At 49.3% G+C, this 26,982-nt stretch carries 25 protein-coding genes, 1 tRNA gene and 1 other annotated feature; of the genes, 11 read left to right on the top strand and 15 right to left on the bottom strand.

The window, feature by feature from the left end:
* Positions 1 to 164: 164 nt before the first annotated feature.
* The 4 genes from U6B65_06335 to U6B65_06320 form a co-directional block, all read right to left on the bottom strand.
* Positions 165 to 773 carry a DUF4364 family protein gene (locus tag U6B65_06335; GenBank protein ID WRS28748.1) on the bottom strand — a complete coding sequence of 203 codons (609 nt, stop codon included), beginning with the start codon at positions 771 to 773 and terminating at the stop codon, positions 165 to 167.
* A gap of 272 nt (positions 774 to 1,045) precedes the next feature.
* Complete coding sequence (locus U6B65_06330) at positions 1,046 to 3,343, bottom strand: DUF6449 domain-containing protein (protein WRS28747.1); 2,298 nt, start codon at positions 3,341 to 3,343, stop codon at positions 1,046 to 1,048.
* The gene (locus U6B65_06325; protein WRS28746.1) at positions 3,318 to 4,217 is read right to left on the bottom strand and encodes an ABC transporter ATP-binding protein; all 900 of its coding nucleotides are present in this window, start codon (positions 4,215 to 4,217) and stop codon (positions 3,318 to 3,320) included. Before U6B65_06325 ends, U6B65_06330 begins: the two co-directional genes overlap by 26 nt.
* Positions 4,214 to 4,591, bottom strand: coding sequence for a GntR family transcriptional regulator (locus U6B65_06320; protein ID WRS28745.1), 378 nt, complete (start codon positions 4,589 to 4,591; stop codon positions 4,214 to 4,216). Before U6B65_06320 ends, U6B65_06325 begins: the two co-directional genes overlap by 4 nt.
* A gap of 170 nt (positions 4,592 to 4,761) precedes the next feature.
* Positions 4,762 to 5,031 (top strand) — a binding site (T-box leader).
* Positions 5,032 to 5,160: 129 nt separating this feature from the next.
* Between U6B65_06320 and U6B65_06315 the strand changes: the two genes are divergently transcribed.
* The 4 genes from U6B65_06315 to U6B65_06300 all read left to right on the top strand — a co-directional run bounded on the left by U6B65_06315 (position 5,161) and on the right by U6B65_06300 (position 9,421).
* The gene (locus tag U6B65_06315; GenBank protein WRS28744.1) at positions 5,161 to 5,889 is read left to right on the top strand and encodes an ATP-binding cassette domain-containing protein; all 729 of its coding nucleotides are present in this window, start codon (positions 5,161 to 5,163) and stop codon (positions 5,887 to 5,889) included.
* Between the two features lies 1 nt (position 5,890).
* Complete coding sequence (locus tag U6B65_06310; GenBank protein ID WRS28743.1) at positions 5,891 to 6,559, top strand: methionine ABC transporter permease; 669 nt, start codon at positions 5,891 to 5,893, stop codon at positions 6,557 to 6,559.
* A 45-nt stretch (positions 6,560 to 6,604) separates the two neighbouring features.
* Positions 6,605 to 7,528 (top strand): MetQ/NlpA family ABC transporter substrate-binding protein, encoded by a 924-nt coding sequence (locus U6B65_06305; GenBank protein ID WRS28742.1) that lies wholly within the window; start codon positions 6,605 to 6,607, stop codon positions 7,526 to 7,528.
* A gap of 642 nt (positions 7,529 to 8,170) precedes the next feature.
* Positions 8,171 to 9,421 carry an LPXTG cell wall anchor domain-containing protein gene (locus U6B65_06300; GenBank protein WRS28741.1) on the top strand — a complete coding sequence of 417 codons (1,251 nt, stop codon included), beginning with the start codon at positions 8,171 to 8,173 and terminating at the stop codon, positions 9,419 to 9,421.
* A 72-nt stretch (positions 9,422 to 9,493) separates the two neighbouring features.
* Here the strand turns inward: U6B65_06300 and U6B65_06295 are convergent, their stop codons facing one another.
* The 5 genes from U6B65_06295 to U6B65_06275 all read right to left on the bottom strand — a co-directional run bounded on the left by U6B65_06295 (position 9,494) and on the right by U6B65_06275 (position 12,779).
* The gene (locus U6B65_06295; protein WRS28740.1) at positions 9,494 to 10,249 is read right to left on the bottom strand and encodes a PHP domain-containing protein; all 756 of its coding nucleotides are present in this window, start codon (positions 10,247 to 10,249) and stop codon (positions 9,494 to 9,496) included.
* A gap of 37 nt (positions 10,250 to 10,286) precedes the next feature.
* Positions 10,287 to 10,631 carry a DRTGG domain-containing protein gene (locus U6B65_06290; GenBank protein WRS28739.1) on the bottom strand — a complete coding sequence of 115 codons (345 nt, stop codon included), beginning with the start codon at positions 10,629 to 10,631 and terminating at the stop codon, positions 10,287 to 10,289.
* A complete protein-coding gene (locus U6B65_06285) occupies positions 10,628 to 11,929 on the bottom strand; it encodes a [Fe-Fe] hydrogenase large subunit C-terminal domain-containing protein (GenBank protein WRS28738.1) in 1,302 nt (433 codons plus the stop codon). The genes U6B65_06290 and U6B65_06285 overlap by 4 nt, the downstream gene beginning before the upstream one ends.
* A 71-nt stretch (positions 11,930 to 12,000) precedes the next feature.
* Positions 12,001 to 12,438: an anti-sigma regulatory factor gene (locus U6B65_06280; protein ID WRS28737.1), complete on the bottom strand. Its 438-nt coding sequence runs from the start codon at positions 12,436 to 12,438 to the stop codon at positions 12,001 to 12,003.
* The gene (locus U6B65_06275) at positions 12,435 to 12,779 is read right to left on the bottom strand and encodes a DRTGG domain-containing protein (protein WRS28736.1); all 345 of its coding nucleotides are present in this window, start codon (positions 12,777 to 12,779) and stop codon (positions 12,435 to 12,437) included. The genes U6B65_06280 and U6B65_06275 overlap by 4 nt, the downstream gene beginning before the upstream one ends.
* 399 nt (positions 12,780 to 13,178) lie before the next feature.
* On the opposite strand from U6B65_06275, the gene U6B65_06270 reads away from it, so the two are divergent.
* The 4 genes from U6B65_06270 to U6B65_06255 all read left to right on the top strand — a co-directional run bounded on the left by U6B65_06270 (position 13,179) and on the right by U6B65_06255 (position 17,946).
* The gene (locus U6B65_06270) at positions 13,179 to 13,739 is read left to right on the top strand and encodes a sensor histidine kinase (protein WRS28735.1); all 561 of its coding nucleotides are present in this window, start codon (positions 13,179 to 13,181) and stop codon (positions 13,737 to 13,739) included.
* Between the two features lie 264 nt (positions 13,740 to 14,003).
* A complete protein-coding gene (locus U6B65_06265) occupies positions 14,004 to 14,375 on the top strand; it encodes a (2Fe-2S) ferredoxin domain-containing protein (protein ID WRS28734.1) in 372 nt (123 codons plus the stop codon).
* A gap of 21 nt (positions 14,376 to 14,396) precedes the next feature.
* Positions 14,397 to 16,184 carry an NADH-quinone oxidoreductase subunit NuoF gene (gene nuoF / locus U6B65_06260; protein WRS28733.1) on the top strand — a complete coding sequence of 596 codons (1,788 nt, stop codon included), beginning with the start codon at positions 14,397 to 14,399 and terminating at the stop codon, positions 16,182 to 16,184.
* Between the two features lie 19 nt (positions 16,185 to 16,203).
* Entirely contained in the window at positions 16,204 to 17,946 is a 1,743-nt protein-coding gene (locus tag U6B65_06255) for an NADH-dependent [FeFe] hydrogenase, group A6 (protein ID WRS28732.1), read from the top strand.
* A 73-nt stretch (positions 17,947 to 18,019) separates the two neighbouring features.
* On the opposite strand, the gene U6B65_06250 is transcribed toward U6B65_06255, so the two are convergent.
* Together U6B65_06250 and U6B65_06245 are read right to left on the bottom strand one after the other, a co-directional pair.
* Positions 18,020 to 18,598 (bottom strand): hypothetical protein, encoded by a 579-nt coding sequence (locus U6B65_06250; GenBank protein WRS28731.1) that lies wholly within the window; start codon positions 18,596 to 18,598, stop codon positions 18,020 to 18,022.
* 159 nt (positions 18,599 to 18,757) lie between these two features.
* Positions 18,758 to 18,831, bottom strand: a tRNA-Cys gene (locus U6B65_06245).
* 634 nt (positions 18,832 to 19,465) lie between these two features.
* Here U6B65_06245 and U6B65_06240 point away from each other — a divergent pair.
* Positions 19,466 to 19,657, top strand: a complete 192-nt coding sequence (locus U6B65_06240; GenBank protein ID WRS28730.1) for a DUF6774 domain-containing protein — start codon at positions 19,466 to 19,468, stop codon at positions 19,655 to 19,657.
* 124 nt (positions 19,658 to 19,781) lie between these two features.
* On the opposite strand, the gene U6B65_06235 is transcribed toward U6B65_06240, so the two are convergent.
* Genes U6B65_06235 through U6B65_06225 form a run of 3 tightly spaced genes read right to left on the bottom strand, consistent with a single transcriptional unit; the run spans position 19,782 to position 23,214 of the window.
* Positions 19,782 to 21,818, bottom strand: a complete 2,037-nt coding sequence (locus U6B65_06235; protein WRS28729.1) for a CotH kinase family protein — start codon at positions 21,816 to 21,818, stop codon at positions 19,782 to 19,784.
* 11 nt (positions 21,819 to 21,829) lie between these two features.
* Positions 21,830 to 22,501, bottom strand: a complete 672-nt coding sequence (locus U6B65_06230) for a DUF4956 domain-containing protein (GenBank protein ID WRS28728.1) — start codon at positions 22,499 to 22,501, stop codon at positions 21,830 to 21,832.
* A gap of 38 nt (positions 22,502 to 22,539) precedes the next feature.
* On the bottom strand, positions 22,540 to 23,214 hold the full coding sequence (locus U6B65_06225; protein WRS28727.1) for a polyphosphate polymerase domain-containing protein: 675 nt from the start codon (positions 23,212 to 23,214) through the stop codon (positions 22,540 to 22,542).
* Between the two features lie 391 nt (positions 23,215 to 23,605).
* Here U6B65_06225 and U6B65_06220 point away from each other — a divergent pair, with 391 nt between their 5' ends.
* Together U6B65_06220 and U6B65_06215 are read left to right on the top strand one after the other, a co-directional pair.
* Positions 23,606 to 24,280 (top strand): response regulator transcription factor, encoded by a 675-nt coding sequence (locus U6B65_06220; protein ID WRS28726.1) that lies wholly within the window; start codon positions 23,606 to 23,608, stop codon positions 24,278 to 24,280.
* Positions 24,277 to 25,515, top strand: coding sequence for a HAMP domain-containing sensor histidine kinase (locus tag U6B65_06215; protein WRS28725.1), 1,239 nt, complete (start codon positions 24,277 to 24,279; stop codon positions 25,513 to 25,515). The genes U6B65_06220 and U6B65_06215 overlap by 4 nt, the downstream gene beginning before the upstream one ends.
* Before the next feature lie 87 nt (positions 25,516 to 25,602).
* Here U6B65_06215 and U6B65_06210 read toward each other — a convergent pair whose 3' ends face one another.
* Positions 25,603 to 26,829 carry an MFS transporter gene (locus U6B65_06210; GenBank protein ID WRS28724.1) on the bottom strand — a complete coding sequence of 409 codons (1,227 nt, stop codon included), beginning with the start codon at positions 26,827 to 26,829 and terminating at the stop codon, positions 25,603 to 25,605.
* Between the last annotated feature and the right edge of the window lie 153 nt (positions 26,830 to 26,982).

The following is a 26,982-nucleotide window of genomic DNA, read 5'->3' as shown; positions in this document are numbered from 1 at the left end:
CAGAGCGGAAATTGCTCTGTTTGCAAATGCGCTTCGCAAAGCGCATTTGTTCAGTGGACATTATAGTAAATCGTTATGGCTATAGAGAAGGCGCAACGAAAAGCAGCCCGCTTCCAACAAGAAAAGTGTTGGGAGCGGGCTGCTTGCATCAAACGCAGTGCAATTCAATCGAACAGCTTTTCCGGGTTGGGCATCAAACTGCCCACTACATGGCTATCGCCCATCAGCAGGGACATAATGCTCTTGTAGATAAATTCAGGATCATTGAGAAACTTCTGCTTCACAACGGCACATTGCCGTTCATTGGGTAAAAAAAGTGAAAGCTTAATAAAATCGGTACCGGTGGCATCCGGGATACCCAAAGTGACTTTAAAACCATCATCCACTCTTTGTATTTTGACTGTTACCTCAGAGGCACGCTTGCGGCGTTTAAGGGCCTTCTTGCATTCCCTTACCGCTTTTTCCTTCACTGTGTAAGGAATATTGGAGGTAAAGGCCTTGGCCATATCTCTTCCGGAAGGAGCAATTTGATACAGCTCTTCCCCGTATTTTCCTTCACTCACCACAATGTGGCCCAAAGCCGAGAGTTCACCGAGCGTTTCCACAAGTTCAAAATAGTTTACCAGGCCACTTGACTGCAAGCCCTCGTTGAGTTGTGCAAAGGCCACGGGATCTTCCGCATGATCCAGCACATAGCAGAGAAGCATTTTTATCTCATTGTCCGTTGTGGGAGCGCCCGGCTCAACTCCGGCAGTAAAAACTTCGCATTCCAACACAAACACCTCATATTCCCAATTGTCAAAAAGACCAGACTCCTCCAAGGGGGAGCCGGTCTCTTTTTTTCGCAACAGACAAGCTATTGCATAGTATACTATAATTTCACCCGAAAGAAAAGCCCCTTTTTTCTATTTGCCTGCCAAACTTTGCAGGAGAAATTTGGCGTATACCCGGTGGGGAAGCAAAGAAGCTTATATTCCGCAGATAAACAGCGCCCTGCATAAGGCAGAACGCTGTTATTTCCAATGGATTTGATTACTAAATGGCCTTATCTCTCATAGGTGACCCCGTAAGGCTTATCGTCTATTTCACGATAGAGAGTATCCAGCTGTGCCGCCGCAGATGCCGGCAGGTCTTTTACAGCCAGATAGCTGTAGGAAGAAACACGGCCCTCGTTTTGGAAAAGGACCAGAACATGATCCGCAGAAGCAGGAGTATCCTTGGGGGCTTCAATGAAAACCTGATTGCGGGCCTTATCCAACATATGCTGCATTTCTGCCGGATCGGTGACCACAATAAAGGCCAGATCTTCCTTATTGCTTCCGCTCAAAGAAGCCTCTTCCAAAGCCTTGGCGATATAGGGATATTCCTCACCCCTGTAATCCTGATAGGCAGAAATTGTGTTAATTTGGTTATCAGAATAATAAGAAGCCCATTCACTGGATACCACATAAGCCTTCTCTATGGTTTCGGGCATGGCCATATATTGCATTAGGTCATATTTTTTCAGCCAGCTTAGTGTGTTGGTATAGGTGGGGGTGATCAGAATATCGCAAACCCGATCCTTGTCGTAGTTGGCATAATAATTCCGGCGGCGACCCAACTGCTCTTCCAAAACTTTATAGCTTAGGTTAATATATCCCACAGCAGACTCGGAGGGGTTGGTGATTTCCGCGAGGGGCTCATTGAGAAGATCCAGCCGCAATGCCTCCAAAAGCTCCTTTGACTGAGCCGCAGTGGGCATTAAAGTATGGTTGATCTGGGGGAACACCCGGTTGGAAACAGTGATTTTACGCAGTTTATCTTCTGTCATGGGGAACACCGGATGCATGGCTTCAATGAAATCATCTTGTGCCTCAAGAGCCACAAGGCTGGCGGAGGCATCCCGATGAAGTACGTCGTAAGTGCGCTTCATGGTTTGTCCGTTGGTCATGTGATATTCCAGCACAAGATTGTTATAATTAAAATCATTGAGGGAATAGAGATCTTCTTTGGAGGTATCGGATTCCTTATAACGATCCACGGCCGTCTGGTGAGTGCCGGTTAGAATGGCAATGGTGGTGGGGTCGGTGAGGGTAATCACGTCTTCGCCATCGTATTGATCGTTAAAGCGTCCCCGGGTATTAATGGTGACCGATTGGACTGCTTCGGGAGCCGGAACCTTGGATTCATAACCGCTCCAATCAAAGAACAGCGCCAGCGAAACAAAGCAGAGCCCAAGCGCTGTAATCACAATTCCACGCAGGCTTTTGCGCAGGGTGCGCAGGCCACGCCCGAAAACCAGCTCAGCGATGGTTCCAATAAGAATGGCACCAAAAAAGATGCCCAGCAGCCTAACTGCAAGAACCCGGTCCATAAAGATCGCCAGAAACAGCGAGGCTCCACAAAAGCCCGCAAAGGCCTTTGAAATCATTTGCAGCACATCGTTCGGAGCGGTTTGTTCCGCAATCTCACTTTTCCTTTTATTATAAAGGACGATTGAGGCGATGAGAAGTACAATGCCAATCACAGCCCATAGAGCTGCCGCAATACCTAAAGCCTTTAGGTTGACGGTGGTTATATCGCTGTAATAATCCATGGTGACAAAACGATCAAACAAAAAAGTGAAAGGCGAAAGCAGCGAGCAGCGTTCAAAGCTATCAAACTGAGCGCCATAGGTGTAATAATTCCAGAAGCTGCCGGGAATCACATAAAGGGCAATGGGCAGAATACCCAAAACTCCGGTGATAGCCAGTGTATCAAAAATGGTTCCAACCTGCACCGATATAAAGGTGGTAAAGGCATAGACAACCAAGAAACCGATAATCTGGGCCAGCAGATCCGATATCAGAAAGCCGAAATAGTAGCTGGTAAAGCAGTTGAAGCTTGAATACATTACAATCTGAGCCGCAGAAGTAATCAGAATCACCGCCACAAAGGGCACAAGGACAGCCAAACTGCTGGAAAGCATGTTGGTAACCAAAAGATGTGGTCTGCGGATTGGCAAACTATGGTAAAAATCAGTTTGTTTTTTACTCTGAGTATAACTTCCGTTGTAAATTGCTGTAAAAACCGCAAGGGCTGCCAGTACAATGGTGACCATTATCGGCTGTACTTCATTGAGATAAGCGCCCAGATAGAAAATTTGCTGGTAGTGCTTAATGATGAGCTGGGTTTGCTGCTCGGGAGAAACCGAGGGGTTATCCAACAGATAGTCGTGACTGGGTGAGAAAGAAAAATAGGGCAGCATCACAATTAAGAACAGCGCAATGAGGCAGGCAAGAGCTATGGGTAGATTTCGTTTAAGAGAAAGACCGAACAGGGACTTCATCCGGCTGCTTTCAGAATATGATTTTGTTGTAGTCATAGCCAACTGCCTCCATTTCCTGTACAAATACTTCCTCCAAAGTCAAGGGGACTGTCTCCACAAAAAGTGGGGAGAGGGTTTCCATATGAGCGAGAATATCTTCCCGGTTGCCCCGGACAATCAAGTTGAGCACACTGCCGGATTGTTCCTTTTGCAAGATATTCAGCTGATCCAGAGCTTCCGGTTCCACCATGGGACGGAAACCGGCCTGCACCTTGCAGAAGCCCAGCTTGACTTCGTCGATTTCACGCTCGAAAATAATTTTGCCCCGATGTAATAGACCCATAAAATCGCATAGGTCCTCCAGCTCCCGCAGGTTGTGGGAGGATATGACCACCGACATATTCCGCTCGGAAATCTGATCTGCCAGCATTTTACGCAGCAGAATACGGATGACCGGATCAAGCCCGTCAAAAGCTTCGTCCAGCAGGAGCACATCAGGGCAGCAGGCCAGTGCCAATATCAAAGCCACCTGTCGTTTCATACCTTTAGAGAAGGTGTTGATTCGGGCGTTGGCATCAATAGGAAACCGGGAGCAAATGTTTTGGTAGGTCTCGGCGCTGTAGCTGGAAAAAAGGGTGGAATAAAATTTTGCCATATCGTTCATTGTGGCTTGGGGCAAAAAGTAGAGATCATCGGATACAAGAAAAATCCGATTTTTAACAGTGGGATTTTCAAAAACATCCTTTCCATCCAGCTGAACGCGACCGCTATCCGGCCGGTAAATTCCGCTGATAAGCCGCAGCAGCGTGGATTTACCGGAACCGTTGGAGCCCACCAAGCCGTAGATGGAGCCTTCCTTAATAGTCGTAGAAAAATCATCCAGTGCCGTTACGCTGCCAAATTTTTTGGTAAGGCCGATTGTCTGTATCACAGGCACTTTTCCTCCTTATACACTTCTTCAACCGCATTAAAAACTTTTTGCTTTTCGATACCGCTGTTTTTGGCTTGCAATACCGCTTGCTTGATATTGTTGAGATGGCTGTTCTGCAATTGGAAATTCAGATTAAAATCTGGGCTGATGTAGCTGCCCCGACCCACCACGGAATAAATGATTTTCTCACGTTCAAGCTCCTGATAAGCTTTTTGAACCGTGTTGGGGTTGATACCCAGCTCTCGGGCAAAACTGCGCACAGAAGGCAGCTGATCATCCGGTTTCAGCTCGCCCAACAATACAAGCTGGCTGATTTTGCTTTTGAGCTGCTCATAAATAGGCAGCCGGCTTTGCAGATCCAAAGTTATCAACACTTGTTACCTCCTTTCTCAAGGGCGTGTTACGTGTGTCCTAATGTTTATAATACACTTAGTACTTTACTCCAATTGGAAGGGAATGTCAACAACTTTTTTGAAATTTTTTAAGTCATCTTGACAAAGGAAAAATACAGTGGTACAATGCAATCACAAATTGAATTTGTTCCAAAACGGCAGTGAGAAGAAGAGTAAGCGTTTCCAGTGTCTACAGAGAGCCTTTATTTGCTGAAAGAAGGCGACAGGGTGAAGCACCGAACATGGTCTTTGAGTCGCACGGCCAAGGGAATTCCACTGGGATTCTTTAAGTCGTGACGGGAGCGCCCGTTATAGCGATAAGGTATAACACAAAGCATTTTGTGCGTACCTGATGAGGCACTGCGTGTGAGCGCAGGGCAAACAAGGGTGGTAACACGAGAGTTTCGACTCCCGTCCTTTGAAGTAATTCAGAGGATGGGAGTTTTTGTATTTCTCCGCGAATCCGGATAGCGGAGACTGCTTTTTGGAAACATTTAATTTGACGGAAACCAATATCACATTAAAAACTTTTTGAGAAAGGGGTAGCCGACTTGATTGAAACAACCAACCTCACCAAAAGCTATCCTCAGGCGGGTGTAACGGCGCTGCGGGATGTATCCATTCATATTAAAGCGGGGGATATTTTTGGGGTGATCGGCATGAGCGGTGCGGGCAAAAGCACTCTTCTGCGGCTGATCGGCTTGCTGGAGCAGCCTACCGAGGGAACGGTGAAAATTTTAGGCCGGGATGCCTTTTCTCTCAAGGGACGGGAGCGGGAGGAGCTGCGCCGCCAGATTGGCACGGTTTTTCAGGGCTATAACCTGCTGATGCAGCGCACAGTCCGCAAAAACGTTGCCTTTCCGCTGGAGCTCACTCATACACCCCGCCAGGAAATTACCCGCCGAACCGATGAACTGCTGCAATTGGTGGGGCTGTGGGATAAGGCGGAGAGCTATCCCGCTCAGCTCAGCGGTGGGCAGAAGCAGCGTATCGCTATCGCCCGGGCGTTGGCGGCCAACCCTAAGATTCTGTTGTGTGACGAACCCACCTCGGCACTGGATAGTTTCACCACTCGCTCTATTCTTGGTTTGCTCACCGATATTAACCAAAAGCTGGGGGTTACGGTGGTTATCATCACCCATGAGATGAAGGTGGTATCTGCCATCTGCAACCGGGTGGCTGTGCTGGATCAAAACCGACTTGTGGAAGAAGGGCTGGCCGCACAGGTTCTTTCTGATCCCCAGACCACCATCACAAAGCGGCTGCTGGAGGCGATGTAATATGGAGAAGATTCTGAATTTTTTACCGGAGCTGGCTGTAGGCACTCGGGATACCCTTTATATGGTGGGCGTTTCCGCTGTGTTTTCCTACTTGCTGGGGCTTCCTTTGGGCATTCTGCTGGTGCTGACAGCACGTGACGGCATTGCCCCCAACAAACCTTTGAATACTGTTCTGGGCTGGATTATCAATCTGGGGCGCTCCATTCCTTTTATTATTATTGTTGTGGCACTGATTCCCTTTACGAGACTTGTGGTACATACCTTCATAGGCCCTACAGCCGCCATTGTGCCTTTAGTGGTAGCCGCCGCTCCCTTTGTGGCCCGTGTGGTGGAAAGCTCCCTCAAGGAGATCGACCAAGGGGTTGTGGAGGCTGCACAAGCCATGGGCGCCACCAAGCTGCAAATTATTTTTAAGGTGCTGGTGCCTGAGTGTATTCCGTCACTGGTTCGTGGTTTTTCCATAACTGCTATAACATTGGTTGGGTATTCTGCTATGGCCGGAGCGGTGGGCGGCGGCGGTCTAGGTGATTTGGCCATCCGCTATGGCTTTCACCGGTATCAGGCCGATATTATGATGGTCACCGTGGTTCTGCTGGTGGTTATGGTGGCGCTGATTCAGCTGGGTCTCGGGTACCTTGCCAAGCGTCTGGATAAACGCAACCGCACTTAAATTGCTTAAAATAAACATTGCATTTAACTGAAAAGAGGTATTGTCATGAAATTTAAACTGAAAAATACGCTGGCTGTTGCCCTTTCACTGGTTCTGGTTCTGGTATTGGCCGCTTGCGGCGGCTCTGGTGCATCTTCCAGCTCACAAGCAGCCCCCGCTTCCTCTGGTGAAGCCGCTCCTGCTGAAAGCAGTGCCCCTGTGAAGCTGGAAACCCTGACTGTGGGTGCTTCTCCCGCTCCTCATGCTGAGATTTTGGAGCAGGCAAGAGAAGATTTAGCCGCTTTGGGCTATGATCTGCGCATTCAGGAGTTCACCGATTATGTTCTGCCTAACATGGCATTGGATTCCGGCGACCTTGACGCCAACTTCTTCCAGCATGAGCCTTATCTGAATGTATTCAACGAGGAAAACAAAACCGATATTGCCTCTGCCGCATCCATTCATGTGGAGCCTTTGGGCTTCTATCTTGGCAAGGCGGGTGAGGATGCCAAAGCCATTGATATTTCTTCTCCTGAAAAGCTTCTGGAAGCCGTTGCAGACGGCGCTAAAATTGCCATCCCCAATGATCCCTCCAACGGCGCTCGTGGCCTGCTTCTGCTGGAGCATCTGGGAATTATAAAGCTGACCCCGGAAATCGGCCTGAAAGCCACTGTTAAGGATATTGTGGAGAACCCCAAAAATGTTGTGGTTACCGAGCTGGAAGCCGCTCAGATTCCCCGGGCGATTCAGGATGTGGATTTTGCAGTCATCAACGGCAACTATGCCATTGATGCAGGTGTGACCGATCGCCTTATCACCACGGAAGCCAGCGATTCCCAAGGTGCTCAGGCTTATGCCAACATCATCGCTGTTCGTTCTGCTGATGTGCAGTCCGACAAGACCAAAGCTTTGGTTCAGGCTCTTCAAAGTGAAAAGGTGAAGGCTTTCATTGAAGCCCAGTATGCTCCTTTGGCTTATCCTGCTTTCTAAGCAGAGTTCTTAAATAAAAGAAGCCCTCTTTCTGAAAAGAAAGAGGGCTTCTTTTATTAATGCCTGCTAAACAAATTAAATGCAACGTTTTTTGCTGGGAACGGTGAAAAACCATACACAATGGATTGACGGTATGTGTCTGAAAACATATTCAGAAAACATCATTTAGAAGACAAACCGAATGGAAAAATAAAATCTTAAATTTTTATAGTTTCAAAAAACCTTTCAACCAACAGCTGAAGCGTGTTTTTTGAGAAGTCAGGAAAAAATTCACTTGCTTAGTGTGCAAAATTCGGGGAGACTAAAAAGGAGCCTTTTGGATCAAACAGTGATTTTTTATTTTAATTGGCATGCCGGGTAATCATGAGCCGGTTAAAGAGATTATCTAATGATTTTGCTTTTTAACCAAATAGACAGCCCAACCGGGCTGAACAATCAAATGATTTTACGGTTTCTTCCGAATCTACTGTGCCCGGCTTCCAGCTTATGGCAAGTGAGGGAATCCCTTACGCCCCCATTACCAAAAACTAGTTGCCATTGGAATCAAAACCCACTGTTAATCCATGCGTTGCTCTCACATACTAAGTGTGGAGCTTTATGGCTCATGATTTAAGTAAACATCAAAACAGGAGGAAACTCATAATGAGAAAAGTACTTGCCTTACTGCTTGCGCTCACAACTGCCCTGACTATGGGCGTTATGGCCTTTGCAGCAGAAGATACAACAGGCATCCTCAGCGCACCGGGCGTTGCAGTTGATGTGGATGTCGCTGATGCCGCCGAAGCATCTCCCAGAATTACAGCCCCACTTGTTAATACCGATAACGATATCACCCTTGAGGTTAAAGTGGGCGATCTGGTTCTGATCGATGTAACCGATGGCACTCCCGGAAAAATCGTTTATCCTGAAAGCCGTCTGATCCCTGGCGAAGACTATACCTTTGAAATTCATCAGGTTATCAGCATTTCTGGTAATGACGTTGTCACAGAAGGTGTAACCACCGGTAATATCGGCACTGGTAACCGTCTGAGACTGACCGGTAAGAAAGGCACCTCTGCTGTTTCTTCGGCTAAGATCGAGACCAAAAGAAAACAGTATATCCTTGAAATGACCACGAAGAGCAACTACGGAACCAAGAAGACCGATACCGAATACCAGATCCAAAGCACCGGTATCCTGCATGTTCCTGGCTACACCTCCACTGAACGCAGTGTAGGTACTGCTTCCTTCAAAATTGGTTATAGCACTATTTCTGATGAAGTAATTGATCAATATGGCGAGGGCGATATCCTCACCATTGACCTGAATGCACCTGTTATCACCAAGAAGCAGCTTGACCGTGTAGCCAAGGAAAACAACTACAGACCCGTTATCCTTGAAGGCGAAGAGGGCGACTGGACCTTTGAAGGCCGTATCTCCGGTATGTCCGACACCAACTTCATCTATGACTTTGATGTAGTGCCTGCTATCGTTGAGCGCTTTGAAAATCAGGATTTCAAATTCCTTAACTTCAAAGGCGGCGTAAATCTGCCCTCCAACGGTACCATGACCATTGACGTTTCCGATATTTCCGGCGACTTTAAAAAGATGGTTCTTTATGCTTACCGCGACGGTCGCCTTGAGAAGCTCAGCCCCACCTATGATGCGGGCAACGATGAGCTCACCTTCCGGGCCAACCAGCTTGGTACCTTTGTAATTACCGATGCCGAGATCACCGATACTACCATTATTGCCCCTGAAACCAGCAGCGGAGCTACCTCCACTCCTGGCTCTTCCAGCGGCACTGGTATCGGCAAGAACCCGAACACTGGTTCCACCAGCACTGGTATAGCTCTGGCCTTTGCAGTTGCCTCTTTGGGATCTGCCGCTGTTCTGGGCCGTAAAAAGAAGTAACCTGATTTAAACAAAATAAGATTTGATTGAACGAATTGCAGCCAAACCGGCAATCGCTGGCTTGGCTGCCTTTTACATATTCTTGTCACATATCCCGAGCCGGGCGGCAATATCAGGCTTCATTAAAGTTTCGATTAAACAGGGAGCGGAGCATTCCTCCAGCTCAATGGTATGAGTGCTGTCAGGAATATCGGCCAGACGGTGGGCGTCTGAACTTTGCAGAATGCCCCGGCTCTTCAGTGCAGGATGCAAAGCGATTTGTTCCCTTACATTTCCGGCTAAAGAAATCTCCGCACAAGTAAAAGGATGGTGCTTCTCAAAGCTGCCTAAAACAGCGGAAAGGCTATAGCTTTGCCGATCAATATGAGCCGGGAAGCAAATGCCTCTATGCTGTTGGCACAGTTCCCAAAGCGCATCCACACTGATTTGGGTAGCGGCCACCAGCAAATGAGGGATTTGGGAAACAATTTCATCCGAATCGTTTACAACCAGTTGATTACCAAAAATTTCAGGTTTGTTAAAAATGGAGAGCCTGCTGCTATTGACTATTTCATCAAAAGCGAGGGCGGCTTCAAGATCAGAAAACAGGCAAATCATATGAATCTCTTCTGCGGTGCACAGCTCCATACCGGGTACAACCACAATGCCGGCAGAGGAAGCCGCGGCAAGAGCCGCAGAGCAATTTGCCGCTGCGTTATGGTCGGTAAGAGCGATAATCTGCTGGCCGCACAAAGCAGACATGTGAACCAGATTCCAAGGGGTCATATCATCGTCGGCGCAGGGAGAAAGGCAGGAATGAAGATGCAGATCATAGAAAAAGCGGGGCATTCCCATACCTCCCTTGTGCTTACAATAAAGCCTTACATTAGTTTTGATCCGTTTCCAACAGTTTTCCTATGCGGCAAGCCAGTGTATAGGCAGGCTCTGAACTGGATAGTACCGTAATATTGTTTTCGGCAGCCCTTTTTTGAGCATCCTCAGTTAGTGGCGCATCCTCACAAAGCAAAACACAGGCACAATCGGTTAGGGAGGCCACCGCAACCGAATTGACATTGCCCATTACGGTAATCCACACCTGATCCTGCTCCAAGTGGCTCATAACACGGCTTAAAAGGTCGCCCAGATAACAGCCGGCTACCGGTCGTCCTGCCCATGAGCCCTGGGCTATCACATGCAAATTGAGTGAATCAGCTAATTCTTTCACAGTCATAAAGGCTTCTCCGTTTCTTCCGGCGTACGGTGATATAAGCCGGAAAGATTGATGCCTGCGGCTTCGGCTTGCTCCCGCAGGATAAACAGGCAGTCGTTGAGCAGGGCATTCCCTTTTACAATATCCTCGGCGTGGGTGCGGCAGGTTGGCGCTCCGCAGGAGCCACAGTCCAGACCCGGCAAAAGAGCACAGAGCCGGTCAATTTCCTGCATCATGGTCATGGCTTCGGTCAGGTTATCGGAAAGCTGCATGACCCGGGTATATTCCAAAGGGTTTTCCCACCTCATGGAAGCAGCATTGCTTTCTGGGTGGATGGAGGCAGGCGGCAAATGATTGCGCAGCCGGTGAAGCCGTGCCTTGGCCACAAAAGGGTTGGCCACTGTGAGCACACCGCCCACACAGCCCCCGGAACAGGCGTTCAGCTCAATGAATTCCAGCTCACCTACCTGCTCGGTATCCAGATTTTCCAAAACCGCAATCACATTTTCAATGCCGTCTGCGGCCAGATATTTTTCCCGGAGCAAAGCGGTGGATTCCCCGCCGCTGCTGGCCCAGCTTACCCCTAAAGCGCCGCTGTCCGCTACAGGTTCGGGGATTTCTACCCGGTTCATTTTTTCCAAAAGGCGTGGGTAAATATCCGATATGGCAAAAGCGCCATCTACCCAGCTTTGATCGGGGCCTACAGGGCTGCGGATATCGGTAACCTTAGCCGGGCAGGGGGTTATAAAAAAAGCCCCGATGCGTTGGAGCGGCAAGCCGGTTTGTGCGGCAGCCTCCACTTTGGCGGCTTTAGCGGCCGCATGCATGGGGGAAACAAGTGGAAGCACCAAATGGCACAGGTTAGGAAAGCGCACCCGAATCAGACGCACCACAGCAGGGCAGGCAGAACTGATAACAGGGCGGGCAAGGTTCCCTGTCTCCATGAGCCGGCGGGTAGTCTCCGATATGATCTCGGCGCTTTTGGAGACCTCATATACCTTGTCAAAGCCCAATTGAAGCAAGCCCGTAAGGACATAATCCACATTTCTTAAATTATTAAACTGGCCGTAGAGGGTGGGTGCCGGTAAGGCGATGGTATAGTCAAACTCCTGCATACGGTCCATCGAATCGAAAACCGCTTTTTTGGCATGATAAGGGCAGACACGGATGCATTCGCCGCAATCCAGACATTTTTCCGAAAGAATCCTCGCCTTACCGTCCCGCACACGGATTGCCTGCGTGGGGCACCGGCGCAGACAGTTGGTGCAGCCTCTGCATTTTTCTGCATCCAGGGTTACGCTGTGAAAAAATTCTGACAAGGTCTCACACTCCCTTGCTCTGAACCTATTTCCTCACCTGAGTAACAAAAAGAATATCCATAGTGAACCCATCAAATGTATTGCTGGGTGGCCCGAACGGTGATATAAAGCGTTGTGCCTACATTTACCTGCGTTTCAATGGATAGGGAATCTGCATATTTTTTTATATTGGGCAAGCCCATGCCGGCGCCAAAGCCAAGATCCCGGATGCGGTCGGGAGCAGTGGTAAAGCCTTCTTCCATGGCTTTTTCCACATCCGGTATGCCGGGGCCCTGATCCGCCATCACAATATCCACCCGGTCGGGATGGATATCCACCATGGCCTTGCCGCCTCCGGCATGAATGACCATATTGATTTCCGCTTCGTACATAGCAATGGCAACCCGCCGAATGGCATCCTTATCATAACCGAGCTGCTTGAGGATTGTTTTGATTTTTCCCGATGCCTCGCCGGCCCGTGAAAAATCCTCCCCCGAAACCTCAAAGCAGTTGGAAATGGTTGGAGTCACTCCGCACCACCTCGCAATCCACCTTCATAGAGCAGACCGCAGGCTGTGAACATTCGGTGCCGGGTTGAGAGTAGAACGATGTTCCTTTCCTGAGCCAGTGCAATGGTATCGGTTCCGGGTATTTTGCCGCGGACAAACACGATACAGTGAACATCCAGCATTTCAGAGGTGCGCACGACCTGCGGATTGATCAAACCGGTGAGCAGCATGGAGCTTTCTTTGACAAAAGCCAGTGCGTCGCTCATCATATCGCTCCCGCAGGCAGATTGAATTTCCTGATCAAGATCGCCGCCACTGATAATTTCTGCATCCAATATCCTGATTACATCCTTGATCTGCATAAAAAACCTCCTACCGAATTGTTGGGGATTTTTTTAAGAAACTCTACTGCGGCTATTTTTATCAGTATATCACAAAAACCAAGGGTTTGTATATATTTTCATAATATTGTAAAAATAACCTGCTGAATTTCGAGGGAAATTTAAAAGGCAAAATGACGTTTTTTAACCTTGAAAACTATGAAAATATACCAATCTAGATAGTGAATGTGCTGGAAGTGATTTAAAATATTCACTATTATGGCGGAGGTTTTGATTATTTTTAGGTGCTGTCCGGCCTAAATCCGCTTACAGCCCCATTTTGCGCACGGAAAAACAGTAGATTTACTCCACGGGTTTTGTTATAATATTGATATTCATTGCATTGGATTTAATTTGACCCGGGGGATACGAGGTGTCTGTATGCTGGAGCTTTCGCTGCACATTATGGATGTTGCTCAAAATGCTGTTTCGGCGGGAGCAACTCTGTTGGAGCTTTCGATCTTGGCACAAAGTGATGCTTCCTGTTTGGAGATTTCTCTGGCGGATAACGGCAAAGGCATGCAGCCCCAGCAGGCCCAGATGGCGCAGGATCCCTTTTATACCACCCGCACCACCCGTAAGGTGGGGTTGGGGCTTCCTCTTTTTAAAATGGCTTGTCAGCAGACTGGAGGCCACTTTTCGGTGGAATCTGAGCCGGGCAGGGGAACCGTTGTAACGGCGGTTTTTTACACGCATCATATTGACATGCTGCCTCTGGGTGATGTGGATGGGGTGGTGCGGCTGCTGATTGCCTGCAACCCGGAGCTGGATGTGGTCTACTGCTACCGGGAGGATGACACAGAACTGCGGTTGGATACCCGGCAAATGCGGGAGCAGCTGGGCGATATCCCTTTGAACAGCCCGGAGGTCACCCTGTGGATTCAGGAGTATCTACAGGAGCAAAGAACGGTCCTTTTTACAACTACAAATGAGCGCGAATGACCGCCTTGGGCGGAATTTTTTGCGGCTGTATTTGGCCGGTTTTATACCTAGTTTTGTATAATTATGAATATAGGCTTGGCTACCCAAGCTTCCTTGCTCACAGGGATAGAGGGGGAGTTGCTGAGTTTATAACAGATTGGTACGTCTTATTTTGCCTGTTTTTTAACAATCTTTATTTCGGGTTAAGTTCAGATTGGCTGTATAGTCTCAACAAGAAAAAGGGAATTATGCTGATTCAGCTATACATTCTAGGGAGGATTATCAATGAAATCATTAGAAGAACTAAAGGCTCTGCGAGAAAAGGCCCGTGTTGGCATGGGCATCCGGGATGACAGAACAGAAAAGACCCGTGTGGTGGTGGGTATGGCTACCTGCGGCATTGCGGCGGGCGCACGGCCGGTGCTCCAATCCTTTGTGGAGGAAGCGGCTAAGGAAAATCTGGATACGGTCGCCATTACCCAAACCGGCTGCATCGGCGTGTGCCAGTATGAGCCTGTTGTGGAGGTTTTCGAGAAGGATAAGCCCAAGATTACCTATGTGAATATGACAGCGGCAAAAGCAATCAAGGTGGTTCATCAGCATCTCATTGGCGGCAAGGTGGTAACCGAGTATACCATCGGCGCTGCCAACAAGTAGTAAGCGGGGGGTAAAAGAATAATGATACGCTCACATGTAATGGTGTGCGGTGGAACCGGCTGTACATCTTCCGGGTCCGAAGCCATCATCCGGGAACTGGAAAAAAACTTGTCCAAGGCCGGTATTTCCGATGAAGTTAAAATTGTCAAGACTGGCTGCTTCGGGCTTTGTGCTTTGGGCCCCATTATGATTGTCTATCCCGAGGGAACCTTTTATTCCATGGTCAAGGTGGAGGATGTTCCCGAAATTGTCACCGAGCATCTCCTGAAAGGCCGGGTTGTCACTCGCTTGGTCTATGAGGAAACCATCCATGGGGATGAGATTGTCTCTTTGGAGGAAACCGGCTTTTATAAAAAGCAGAAGCGGGTGGCGCTTCGCAACTGCGGCCTGATCAATCCTGAGGATATCAACGAATACATAGCTTTTGACGGATATCAGGCATTGGCCAAGGTGCTTACTGAAATGTCTCCCGATGATGTCATCGATGTCATGAAGGCCTCCGGCCTTCGGGGCAGAGGCGGTGCAGGCTTCCCCACCGGCATGAAATGGAGCTTTGCCAAGGCTTCGGTCAACGACCAAAAATATGTCTGCTGCAACGCCGACGAAGGCGATCCGGGCGCTTTTATGGATCGTTCTATCCTGGAAGGCGATCCCCATGCGCTGATTGAGGCCATGTGTATTGCGGGCTATGCCATTGGAGCCACCAAGGGCTTTGTCTATGTCCGTGCCGAATACCCCATCGCCGTGCACCGCTTGGAAATCGCCGTGGGTCAGGCCAAGGAAATGGGCCTTTTGGGCGAGAACATCCTTGACAGTGGCTTTAGTTTTGATTTGGAGCTTCGGCTGGGAGCCGGTGCTTTTGTCTGCGGCGAGGAAACTGCCCTCATGACTTCCATCGAAGGCCACCGTGGTGAGCCCCGGCCCCGGCCTCCGTTCCCGGCTGTTAAGGGCCTTTTCGGCAAGCCGACGGTTCTCAACAATGTGGAAACCTACGCCAATATCCCTCAGATTATTCTCAAGGGCGCGGATTGGTTCAGCAGCATCGGAACAGAAAAATCCAAAGGCACCAAGGTGTTCGCACTGGGCGGAAAGATTACCAATACCGGTCTGGTTGAGGTTCCCATGGGCACCACCCTGCGTGAAATTGTGGAAGAAATCGGCGGCGGCATCCCGGGCGGCAAAAAGTTCAAGTCTGCGCAGACGGGTGGCCCCTCTGGTGGCTGTATTCCCGCTTCCCATATGGATATTGAAATTGACTATGACAATCTTTTGGCTATCGGCTCTATGATGGGCTCCGGCGGCTTGATTGTTATGGATGAAACCACCTGTATGGTGGATATTGCCAAGTTCTTTCTGGAGTTTACTGTGGATGAGAGCTGCGGCAAGTGCACACCCTGCCGTATCGGAACCAAGCGCCTCTATGAGATGCTGGATAAAATCTCCAAGGGCAAGGGCACGATGAGCGATTTGGATAAGATGGAGGAGCTTTGCTATCACATCAAGGAAAACTCTCTCTGCGGCTTGGGCCAGACCGCCGCAAATCCTGTGCTTTCCACCCTGCGGTTTTTCCGGGATGAATACATTGCCCATGTGCAGGATAAGAGATGCCCGGCCGGTGTCTGCAAGGATCTGCTGAGCTATCTGATCATTCCCGAAAAGTGCAGAGGCTGCACCGCCTGCGCCCGTGTCTGCCCCACCGGTGCCATTTCCGGTTCGGTGAAGCAGGTTCATCTCATCGATCAGGCAAAGTGCATTAAGTGCGGCGCTTGTATGGAAAAATGCAGATTCGATGCCATCATCAAGCAATAGTAGAGGAGTGTACCGAACAATGAAGATGCTGAATATTCAAATTAATGGTATGCCTCTGTCTGTGCCGCAGAATACAACTATTCTTCAGGCGGCCCGCACAGCCGGCATCGATATACCCACCCTGTGCTATCTCAAGGATATCAACGCCATCGGCGCCTGCCGCATCTGCGTTGTGGAGGTCAAAGGCGCCAGAAGCCTTGTGGCCGCCTGTGTTTATCCGGTAACAGAGGGGATGGAGATTTTCACCAACACCGAGAAGGTGTTCAAATCCCGCAGGCTTACCTTGGAGCTGATCCTTTCCACCCATGACCGCAAGTGCCTTTCCTGCATCCGCAATGGCAACTGCGAGCTGCAGCGCCTTTGCCGCCAGTTTGGTGTGGACGATGAAACGGTCTTTGAAGGGGAAAACATCGTTTACGAAACCGATGATTCCGCTGTTCATATGACCCGCAACGACAATAAGTGCATCCTTTGCCGCCGCTGTGTGGCCGCTTGCTCCAAGCAGCAGGCTGTGGGTGTTATCGGAACCAATGAGCGTGGCTTCCGCACGCACGTGGGCTGTGCTTTCGACCAGAATCTGGATGAGGTGCCCTGTGTTTCCTGCGGGCAGTGCATCGTGGTTTGCCCCACCGGTGCTATAGCCGAAAAGGACCAGACTGCCGAGGTCTGGAAGGCGCTGGCTGACCCCACCAAGCATGTAATCGTGCAGACTGCTCCTTCTATCCGTGCCACCATTGGTGAGGATTTCGGAATGCCTGTGGGCACCAATGCCGCAGGAAAAATGGTGGCCGCTCTGCGCCGTCTTGGCTTCGCCAAAGTGTTTGATACCGATTTCGCCGCCGATATGACCATCATGGAGGAGGCAAACGAGTTTATCGAGCGTGTTAAGGGAAATGGCCCTCTGCCGCTGATTACCTCCTGCTCGCCGGGCTGGGTTAAATACTGCGAGCACTATTACCCGGAATTTATCCCCAATCTTTCCAGCTGCAAATCGCCTCAGCAAATGTTTGGTGCTATCGCCAAAACATGGTATGCTGAGAAGATGAATCTGGACCCCAAGGATATTTTTGTGGTGGGTGTAATGCCCTGTACTGCCAAAAAGTTTGAGGTTCGCCGTGAGGATGAAAATGCCGCCGGCGTGCCGGATTGCGATGTCGCACTCACCACCCGTGAGATCAGCCGTATGATCAAGCGGGCAGGCCTTGAATTTACCGAACTGCCCGATGAGGAATTTGATAACCCTCTGGGTGAAGCTTCTGGTGCAGGAACCATCTTTGGCGCCACTGGCGGTGTTATGGAGGCCGCTTTGCGTACCGCTGTGGAGTGGATTACTGACAAGCCTCTGGAGGCCGTTGACTTCAAAGAGGTTCGTGGTACTGCCGCCATCAAGGAAGCCACCTACCGGGTGGGGGATATGGATGTAAATGTTGCAGTAGCCTCCGGGCTTTCCAATGCCAAGAAGCTGCTGGAATCCATTAAATCCGGTGAGAAGAGCTACCACTTCATTGAGATTATGGGCTGCCCTGGTGGCTGTGTCAATGGCGGCGGACAGCCGGTTCAGCCAAGCCATGTGCGCAATTTCGTGGATCTCAAGGCTCTGCGTGCCGCCGCGCTGTATTCCAGCGATGAAGCAAACACAGTGCGCAAATCTCATGAGAACCCCATGGTTAAGGCACTGTATGCGGAGTTCTTTGGAAAACCCGGCAGCCATAAGGCGCATGAGGTGCTTCATACCACCTATACCGCCCGCGGTCGCTATTAAAAACAAAGTCTGCTGTGTTGCAATAAAAAAATTCCCGCCGTCTGGCGGGAATTTTTTATGCAGTGAAGATTATCTATATTTGAAGCAGTGAATACAGCCCCAGAAGAATCAGGATGCCGGCGGAACCAATCTCCAACAGCTTGGCCGGAGTGCGGGCGAACCTTCCGGCTGTCCAGTTACCAAGCCCTATAAAGAGTACGCTGAAGAAAGCACAGAGCAGGGAGGTGAGCAGAGGGTCCACACCTGCCACGCTGCCGCCAATGCCGATGCCTATGTTGTTGATGCAGAGCAACAGGCTTATGCCCAGTGATTCCCGCAGTTCAATAGCCTTGGATTGATCTGCATCCACTTGATGCGGGTCTGACCTTGAAACGGCCCCCAGATGCGGCCGCAGGGCGCCCCACAACATGTAGCCACCCAATAGAATCAATATAAGCCCGCCCACCAATGATTCCACCCAAGCCGGAATTAGAAGTGCAAGCCCCACACCAGCCAGCATGGAAAAATAGGTTCCTGCGAAGCAAATTGCTGCCATAAACAGGTTTGCTGTTTTGGTTATGCGAATGCCCTTGGCACCATAGTTAAGGCCGATAACCAGACAATCGCTGCTTGCCGCAATGGACAGCAGCAAGGCCGAGAAAAAAAGCGGCATATGAAAATCCCCCTAAAAGTTTATGCTTTATCCTATGTCAAAGGGGGAGAGAAGGTTCAAAATTCTGAAATTTGCTTTTTCCAGCAGCAGAAATTTTAAAGCAAGAAAAAGAATCTGTAAGAACACAATAAATGTGTCTTACAGATCCCTCTTATTCATTGGAGGCGCCACCCAGATTTGAACTGGGGATAGAGGTTTTGCAGACCTCTGCCTTACCCCTTGGCTATGGCGCCGTGCAACATTGACTATTATAAGCTATATTTTGCCGTTTGTCAAGAAACACTTTGCATTTTATTTACAAAAATCTCTGGGCCCATTTCAGGCCCGAAAAGGACGCTTAAGGACGCTTACAGTGTAACCGTATTATGCCAGCCTTTCCTGCAAAAATGAATATGAGCCCGATTGCCACAATATGTTCATTGATATGGGGCGTGGGTATGCCGCTTTGCGATACAGGCTCACATACAAGACAGACTGCTTTGCAATAGGCGAGACAGTCTGCCGTAAATATAAATGGAGTAATCGATATCAAATTTAGCAGTGCCCGCATTCTGAGAGGCTTTTCCCTGTGCTGTAAACCATACGTATACACTGCCCGCCAAAATAGCCAAGGTTACCAGTGGTGCCAGAAATGCCCACATTTTTTGCTTCTGAGTACGCTGCTCATGCAATCAATTCTTCCGCTTTGCTTTTTAGTTGTGGATTATATTCAGCCAGTCTCTCGTTACAGTTAGCGTGCAATTGAATTGCATATTTTCCAAAAGTGTAATTTTTAGCTGCATTTTCTTTTCAGAAGTATTTTATTTTGAGCTGGCAGCACAAGGCACTCCTTCCACTATGGGCATATACTGTCTTGAGGTGATAAATGTGTCTCAACTCAAATGCGTTTCCGGCGAGAGGCTTGCCTATCTTGCCACAACCTTCGCTGTAGCCATTGCGCAGGATCTTGATATGGATGATGTCAACATATTGAGCAGTTTTTTTAGTGCAATAGGAGATAGCCTTGGTATTATCGCATCCCAGAGATCGGCTTGTGCGGATACCTGCCAACCCAAGTAAGGATATAACTGTCTATTTCTTTTTTTACATACAGGGATTCTCCAAATAAAGCCGCACTGCCTCTCTGAGTAAAAGATGCAGTACGGCTTTGCCTGAGTGTTTTTGGAATATCTGTGAAAAAGAATTACCGATGAACCCGGAACCGATTAGCAAGAACAATGCCCATCGTCAAAAGAAGCAGAGCAGCCAGCAAATAATAGAGATGCTGGGTATTAAACCCGGAGGCGGCTTTCTGCTGTCCTCCAAAGCCTTGTGGTGCATTACCGGGTGGGCCTCCGCCTTGCCCGCCGTTCTGCCCCCCACCATTGGGAGGAGCGCCTCGCGCGGATGCCTGATTTTCCTCTGTGGGTGCAGCATCCTGTGAGGTATCCTCCATAGGCTTTTCTGCGGAGGCTTGATCTTGGGAAGAGTAACCATCTTGTAGGCCGCCGGGAGCAAAGGCCGCTTGATTAGGTTGTTCGCTGCCTTCTAGGTCACCGGGGGTGAAAGTGGTTTCACCCTCCTGTGCATTGGCGGATTGGTCATTGGAGCGGGCATTCTGGCCTCCACCATTGGAGCCCATACTTTTGATGTCGATAGCAGAAGCATCAATGAGGCTTCTGCTGTCTGCGGCTTGACCTTCGCTGGTAGAGGGAATGCTGCCATCAAGCTGGCCTTGGACACTTTCGGCACGAAGCAGACAGAAGCTCTTGAGCATGGCAGAGGCTTCGGTAAACTCCTCATAGGTGCAGAAGGCAGTGGGGTCTTTTTCCACATAGGGGGCAATCAGCGAAATGGTGCTGTCGATCATTTGCTCAAACTCGCCGCTCTCAAAATAACTGGAGATAAATTCGCCGAAAAGCTGGTGATAGAGATTCAGGTAGGTTTCATTTTCCAGCAGCTTGCCCAAAAGAGGGCGGTCTTCCAAGGTGGTGCCGGAAACCGGTGTATCAATAGGATAATTGATAAGGGCTGTGGTGGAATCGGTTCCACTTTGGGAATTACCACCGCCGCCTGAAAAAGCCCCAAAGGCAAGGTTATAGTCCCATGCGATCATCGAAAGCATGCCATCTTTTTCGTAGAGATAGTAGTTGTGCATCATACTGCCGGTGTAGCTGTCAAAATTCAGCACAAAGTTATGCACCACAAAATAGCGGAGAACCTCTTGGATGTTAACGATTTCCTCAAGGTCTTCTCCCTCTGAAAGCTGCTTTAGAGTGGAGATAAGCCGGTCCTTGTCGGTGTTGGTTATGTCAAAGGCGGCATTGTCAAAAATGTTGGAGTAGCTTTCATATTCGTCATCGGAATAAACCAAAGCCACGTCGGTGCTGCCTCGGCCCATGCCGCCCCCCATACCACCGCCGCCGGGTCCACCGCCCTGTCTTCCGCCTCCCGGCCCGTTCTGGCGGTTCGCAGAAGCAGCAGTGTCAGTCTGGTTCTCGGCTGAAATTTGGGCAGGGGCTGTGACGGTTTCTTCTGTATTTTGCTGCTGCGGGTTTCTCTGAGGCATTTCGCCATTTTCATCATTGTTTCTATTTCCGCCCCCGCCGCCCATCATATTCATACTGTCGGGCTTATAAATCTGGCCATAATCCGAGCCGTAGTTTCGGCTGGCATAGGCTTCCTCAATGCCTTCCACCGCCAGATATAAGCCCCAATCCTCGCCGTTGACTGTGATGTAAATGAAACTACATAGTGGGGAATCCGCATCAAACTCGTTCATCATTTGATAGCTGATATAATCTTTTAGGTAAGTGTTATCCTGCACGATGTTGTTCAGTGCCAGCTTATCAAGACCGTAATAGGTCTGGCCCGTCTGGTAATGGTCAAATTCGATTTTAAAGCTGTAACGGTCGGAATCTGAGCTTACAATGCTGGAAAGGGAGGAATTCCCCTTGGTGCGCAGGCCGATGTTCTTGACCGATTTACCATCCAGCACGATGTTGGCGGGAATGTATTCCTTATCCGCCGCATTGTCCAGCATTTCCTGCCAGCTTTCTTCGTCCACCACAATATCCAGCGTATGGACACGGTCGGTAGCAAACAGAGACTCCACATAGGGCATTTCTGTCTGCACCACCGATAGCCCAAAGGATTCACCGAATACAAACAGAACCGTTGCCAGCAGCATGATCACCACAATGCCGATACACAGGGGAGTCGTGTATTTGTGCCTTAACATAGTTGATTCTCCTATCCCATATATTCACCGTTATAGCTGACCAGCACCACATTTTGTACGCCGGGCAGCTGGCACAGTGAATTGACAAAAGCGGTATCTTCCGATTTAAGGCGAATTTCATAGTTGAGTTCAATTCCCCTTTGATTAACGGTTTTGCTTTTGATCACACTCTTTTTTACAAAGCTCTTAAGCTGTTCCGTCACCGTCTTTTCACTCTCTGCGTCCGAGCAGGAAAGCACAACAATATAGGGGGTATCCATGGAATTGCGGTTTACAAATACCAGCAGAGTAATGCCGATTAAGAGACTGCCGAATACGGCCAAGGGGATCATACCGGCGGCCAGCACAATACCGGCTGCAATGGACCAGAACAGGAATACAATATCCAGCGGCTCCTTGATGGCCGTGCGGAAACGAACGATAGAAAGGGCACCCACCATACCAAGAGAAAGCACAACGTTGCTGGTGACAGCCAGAATCACCAGAGTGGTGACCATGCTCAGAGCAATGAGAGAAACGCCAAAGCTGGCGGAATACATCACACCCTTAAAGGTTTTCTTGTAGATCAGAAAAATGAACACACCCAGACCAAAGGCGAGGCCGAGGGATAACACCATATCAAGAATGGAAACGCTGGTAACATTTTCAAGAAAGCTTGATTTAAAAATATCGCTGAATGTCATGGAAACAATCTCCTTTATATATTTATTTTTTTGTAGCTTTAGCCGTAAATCCGGCATAGGGCGTATTTGGAGCAGGCAGAGGCTTTTCGGTTGCCCAATTGCAGCAAATCCGCTATAAAGCCCGGAATGAACTCATCGTATTTGACCTCCAGCAGAACAATTTCATTCCCTGCCGGAACGGTGGGCAGATCGTTGTCTAAAAAGGCTTTGGATTGCAGCCCGGTGCGGATATCCCGGTCAAAGGTAATGCGGACATTACCGGCCGGATAAATAAAAGGCTCCCGCACATAATCCACAATGGTTTTGGGCTGTAAAAGCTGGCCATTCATTTTGCTGTAAAGCTCAGCTACAAGGGGCCGCTCCTGCTGAATCATCCAATCCCACTGCCCCTGAAGGAGCAGTTTGACCTCCTCTCGGGAAAGGCTGGCAGACTGCTTGTAGCAAAGGCCGCTGATTTTGCTTTTCTTTTCCAGCCGAACAAACTGCGTATCATCGTTATAGCGGCGCAGGCGGAACTTTTCTCTGCGGTTAAAGCCGTTCAGTTTTTCCAGCAGCGCCTTATCCCCGGGTGTATCAAAATAGAGGCTGCGGATTTTATATTCTCCGTTTGCATCCACATTGTCATCGTGGGGGAGAATAGCCCGGAGCTTGTTACGCAGAATGATGTAATCCATATAATTGAGACTGTGCTTGAATTCGTGTCTTGCTTTCATAGTGGAACCTCCTTGCGGTTTGGCTATGCACCAAGAATAAACCGGCAGCCTTGAAGATACCTTGAGATTCCTTTCAAGTTTTGTTCAAGTATTTCTGCTATAATAATACCTGTTGAACAATTCAAAAACGCGACAATAGCAATTCTTTGACGGCGTTTTTGAATTGCTTGGGTGCAAGGTTTTTTGCCGAATAAGGCAAAAAACTTTGCACAAAGGATTTGCGGCGTGTGTCCGCAAATCCTTTCAGGCAGTCAATCAATGCATCTGAAACGGCAAAACAGGCCTGTTTTGCCGTCAAACAGAGCAAAAAATGCTCTGTTTGCAAATGCGCTTCGCAAAGCGCATTTGTTCAGTGGACATTATATTAAAGGGCAAGAGGAGGGGTTTCATTATGAATGTATTAATCATAGAGGATGAGCCTCAGCTTTCCGATGTGCTGGTTGCTCTAATGAAGCAGAATAAATATGCGGTGGATGCCGTTTGCGATGGTCTTTCCGGCGAGGAATACGCCATGACCGGTATCTACGATGTCATTGTATTGGATATCATGCTCCCCAAAAAGAACGGCCTTGAGGTTCTGCGCTCATTGCGGGAAAAAAACAACTCCACCCCGGTGCTGCTTCTCACAGCAAAATCCGAGGTGGAAGATAAAATAACGGGTCTGGATATCGGGGCGGATGATTACCTCACTAAGCCTTTTGTTTCCGGTGAGCTGTTGGCTCGCCTGCGGGCCATTTCCCGCCGGAAGGGAGACTTCACCGGTGATGAACTGGCCTGCGGAGGAACCCAGCTGGGCAAGCGCAGCTACGAGCTGAGCTATAAGGGAAGCTCGGTGAAGTTGGGGCAGAAGGAATATCAGATTATGGAAATGCTCATGCAGAATCACCGGCAGATTATCCCCAAGGAACGGTTTGTTGAAAAAATATGGGGCTATGAGAGCGATGCGGAATACAACGCCATTGAGGTGTATATTTCCTTTATCCGCAAGAAGCTGGCTGTAATTGGTTCACCCCTACAAATTAAAGCAGTGCGCGGCGTGGGTTATACCATGGAGGAAGCAGAATGATCAAACGGCTGCAGATCAAATTTATCGGCATTATGATGGGGGTTCTGCTGCTGGTTTTTACCGTGCTGGTGGCAACTCTGAATATTTTTATGTATGTCCGCAATGCAGAGCAGGCCGATCAGCTCCTGCAAATGGTGGTGGAGCAGGATGGTGTGGAGTTTTTAGTGCCTCCCAGCCGTGCAGAAGGGGAAAAGCCCCCCGAGCCCAAAAAACCGCCTCACTCGGATTTCCAGTCTATGCGCACAGCCCGTCTGTTTTTTGTTAAGCTGGATGAGCAGGGTCAGGTTTTGCAGGTGCAGCATGACATGATGTTCGGCTTTACCAAAGAAGAAGCGGTGACCTATTCGGAGGCGGTTCTGGAGACGGGAAAGGTTCAGGGCTCCTATGGCAATTACCGGTATCTTGTAGAGGAGAAGGACTACGGCAAAATTGTCGTATTTGTGGAAAACAGCCGGGAGCTCAAAATACTGGATGAGCTGATTTATATTTCGCTGATTGTCACGGCCATTACCTGTGTGCTGTTGTTTGGTTTTTCCCTGCTTTTATCCGGGTGGGTGGTCAGGCCGGTGAAGGCAACCTTTGCCAAGCAGCGCCAGTTTGTTTCGGATGCCAGCCATGAACTGAAAACACCGCTGACCATTATTTCAGCCAGTGTGGATGTGCTGGAAAATGAAATCGGTGCAAACATTCGCTTACAGCAAATCCGAGATCAGGCCGACCGGATGAACCGGCTGGTTCACGACCTGCTTGCACTGGCCAGAGCGGATGAAGGAGCCAACCAATTGGTGGTATCCGAGTTTGATTTAAGCCGTGCGGTTTTGAGCACCCTTTTGGCATTTGAAAGCAGGGCCTTTGAAGATGGGAAACACTTTGACTATGATGTGCCGGAGGGGCTGCGGTATACGGGTGGAGAGCCTCAGATTAAGCAGCTTGTGGCCATTTTGGTGGATAACGCCATCAAGCATTCGGGAAAAGAAGATCAAATAAAGGTTACTCTGCGGCGGGAAAACGAGAAAAATGTGCTGGAAGTATACAACACCGGTGCCGGGATTTCCGAGCAGGAAAAAGAGCGGATATTTGAACGGTTTTACCGCAGTGATGCATCCCGCTCCATTCAGACCGGGGGTTATGGACTTGGATTAGCCATTGCAAAATCCTTGGTGGAGCTTCACAAAGGCAAAATTGCCGTGGCAGGGAAGGAAGGCACATGGATACGCTTTACCGTGACTTTTTAGTCGGATTCCCCTGCAAAAGACACTAAATAATAGAACAGGCTCCGCTTTATACAGCGGAGCCTGTTCTATTATTTAAATGAAAGCCGATCACGCAGTCGGCTCCTGCGGGTCGTTGCAGCTATTGCGGATAGAGGGTGTAAAAAACATGACCAAGGCCAAGCAAAGTGCCAGTATTCCGCAAATCAAGAAGCAATTCTGCACACCGGCCAGCTCGGAAAAACCGCCTCCCATCAGCAGGCCAACCGGTGTGGCGAAAAGGCTGACACTATAGACCAGCGACAGAACTCTGCCCAGATATTCGTTGGGGATGCGGCTCTGAAAAATGGCGGTTCGCAGCCCATAGAAAAAGGGGATGGTGATGCCCATAACCCCGGATATGAGAATAAAAAAGGGCAGGCTGCTTGGGGAGAGTAGGCCGGAAAAGGTTGCGCCCAACCCATAAATTCCGATGGAAGCAGCGATAGCGGCTACTTTGTGGATTTTCTTGCCGATCCACCCAAGCAATAGGGCGCCCGCCAGAGTGCCTCCGGCAAATACCATCTCCACAACGCTGGAATCGGCCACACTGCCGCCAAAATAGGTCATGGTGATCAGCGGATACAGAGAGCCAATGGGGAAGTAGATAAAGGCATACAGCGAACTGATTACCAGTATAGCAATCATACCCTTTTCCCGGCGCAGCACTGCCAAGCCTTCTTTGGTATCCCGCCAGATATGCACTTTTTCCGTTGAATGGGAGGCATTGCTTTTGGGGAGGCGAAGCAGCAATACGATGGCAACAGCAACGGCGGCACCCAGAACATCCAAAAGCACAATGGCGCTTAGCTCCCATATGCTGAACAAAAAGGCGGCCAGGGCCGGGCTGAGTATCATAGAGACCGATTCGAAGCCTTGCAGGAAGCCGGCATACCGTGCCAGCTCCTCTTTGGGAACAATGGAGGGGATAATAGCATTGAGCGAGGGCGAGTGAAAAGCCGCCCCCACAGAGCGGATACATAAAATCAGGAAAATCAGCCATATGGGGATTTCAGTCAACAGCGCCACCCCGGCCAGCAAAACAGCAGCCAAAGCGATAACCGAATCCGAAAGCACCATAATCTTTCTGCGGTCGTATCGGTCGATGAAGGCGCCGGTGAACATACCCAGAATGGCTCGGGGCAGATAACCGGAGAGAGTAGACATGGTGATCACGGCGGCTGAGCCTGTTCGCTGCGTGAGATACCACACCAAAGCCATCTGCATGATGGAGCTGGTGAGAATTGAAGCAGCCTGACCCACTCCCAGAAAGAGAAATTTACGTTTCCAATTTATCATAATGTATCCTTTGATCGTTATAGTTTGGCTCCAGATAGACAAAAGTGATCTCATAGGTGAAAAAAGCTGGCCGTGTTGTTTATCCTATTCACAAGGTAGTATAAGCAAGATATGAATAATTGTCAATGTGCTGTATTGTGAAAAACCGATAAA

This window comes from Oscillospiraceae bacterium MB08-C2-2, from assembly GCA_035621215.1.
Lineage (GTDB): Bacteria > Bacillota > Clostridia > Oscillospirales > Ruminococcaceae > WRAV01.
Note: the sequence above shows the minus strand (reverse complement) of the source record. Positions and strands in the feature narration are given on the sequence as shown.

Bases quoted from the DNA above. Each gene is read 5' to 3' on its own strand.
- U6B65_06270 (WRS28735.1), top strand. From the start codon at position 13,179: ATGCTGGAGCTTTCGCTGCACATTATGGATGTTGCTCAAAATGCTGTT.
- U6B65_06290 (WRS28739.1), bottom strand. From the start codon at position 10,631: ATGACTGTGAAAGAATTAGCTGATTCACTCAATTTGCATGTGATAGCC.
- U6B65_06265 (WRS28734.1), top strand. From the start codon at position 14,004: ATGAAATCATTAGAAGAACTAAAGGCTCTGCGAGAAAAGGCCCGTGTT.
- U6B65_06220 (WRS28726.1), top strand. From the start codon at position 23,606: ATGAATGTATTAATCATAGAGGATGAGCCTCAGCTTTCCGATGTGCTG.
- U6B65_06210 (WRS28724.1), bottom strand. From the start codon at position 26,829: ATGATAAATTGGAAACGTAAATTTCTCTTTCTGGGAGTGGGTCAGGCT.
- U6B65_06275 (WRS28736.1), bottom strand. From the start codon at position 12,779: ATGCAGATCAAGGATGTAATCAGGATATTGGATGCAGAAATTATCAGT.
- nuoF (WRS28733.1), top strand. From the start codon at position 14,397: ATGATACGCTCACATGTAATGGTGTGCGGTGGAACCGGCTGTACATCT.
- U6B65_06235 (WRS28729.1), bottom strand. From the start codon at position 21,818: ATGTTAAGGCACAAATACACGACTCCCCTGTGTATCGGCATTGTGGTG.
- U6B65_06230 (WRS28728.1), bottom strand. From the start codon at position 22,501: ATGACATTCAGCGATATTTTTAAATCAAGCTTTCTTGAAAATGTTACC.
- U6B65_06225 (WRS28727.1), bottom strand. From the start codon at position 23,214: ATGAAAGCAAGACACGAATTCAAGCACAGTCTCAATTATATGGATTAC.
- U6B65_06330 (WRS28747.1), bottom strand. From the start codon at position 3,343: ATGACTACAACAAAATCATATTCTGAAAGCAGCCGGATGAAGTCCCTG.
- U6B65_06305 (WRS28742.1), top strand. From the start codon at position 6,605: ATGAAATTTAAACTGAAAAATACGCTGGCTGTTGCCCTTTCACTGGTT.
- U6B65_06310 (WRS28743.1), top strand. From the start codon at position 5,891: ATGGAGAAGATTCTGAATTTTTTACCGGAGCTGGCTGTAGGCACTCGG.
- U6B65_06215 (WRS28725.1), top strand. From the start codon at position 24,277: ATGATCAAACGGCTGCAGATCAAATTTATCGGCATTATGATGGGGGTT.
- U6B65_06295 (WRS28740.1), bottom strand. From the start codon at position 10,249: ATGCCCCGCTTTTTCTATGATCTGCATCTTCATTCCTGCCTTTCTCCC.
- U6B65_06300 (WRS28741.1), top strand. From the start codon at position 8,171: ATGAGAAAAGTACTTGCCTTACTGCTTGCGCTCACAACTGCCCTGACT.
- U6B65_06255 (WRS28732.1), top strand. From the start codon at position 16,204: ATGAAGATGCTGAATATTCAAATTAATGGTATGCCTCTGTCTGTGCCG.
- U6B65_06250 (WRS28731.1), bottom strand. From the start codon at position 18,598: ATGCCGCTTTTTTTCTCGGCCTTGCTGCTGTCCATTGCGGCAAGCAGC.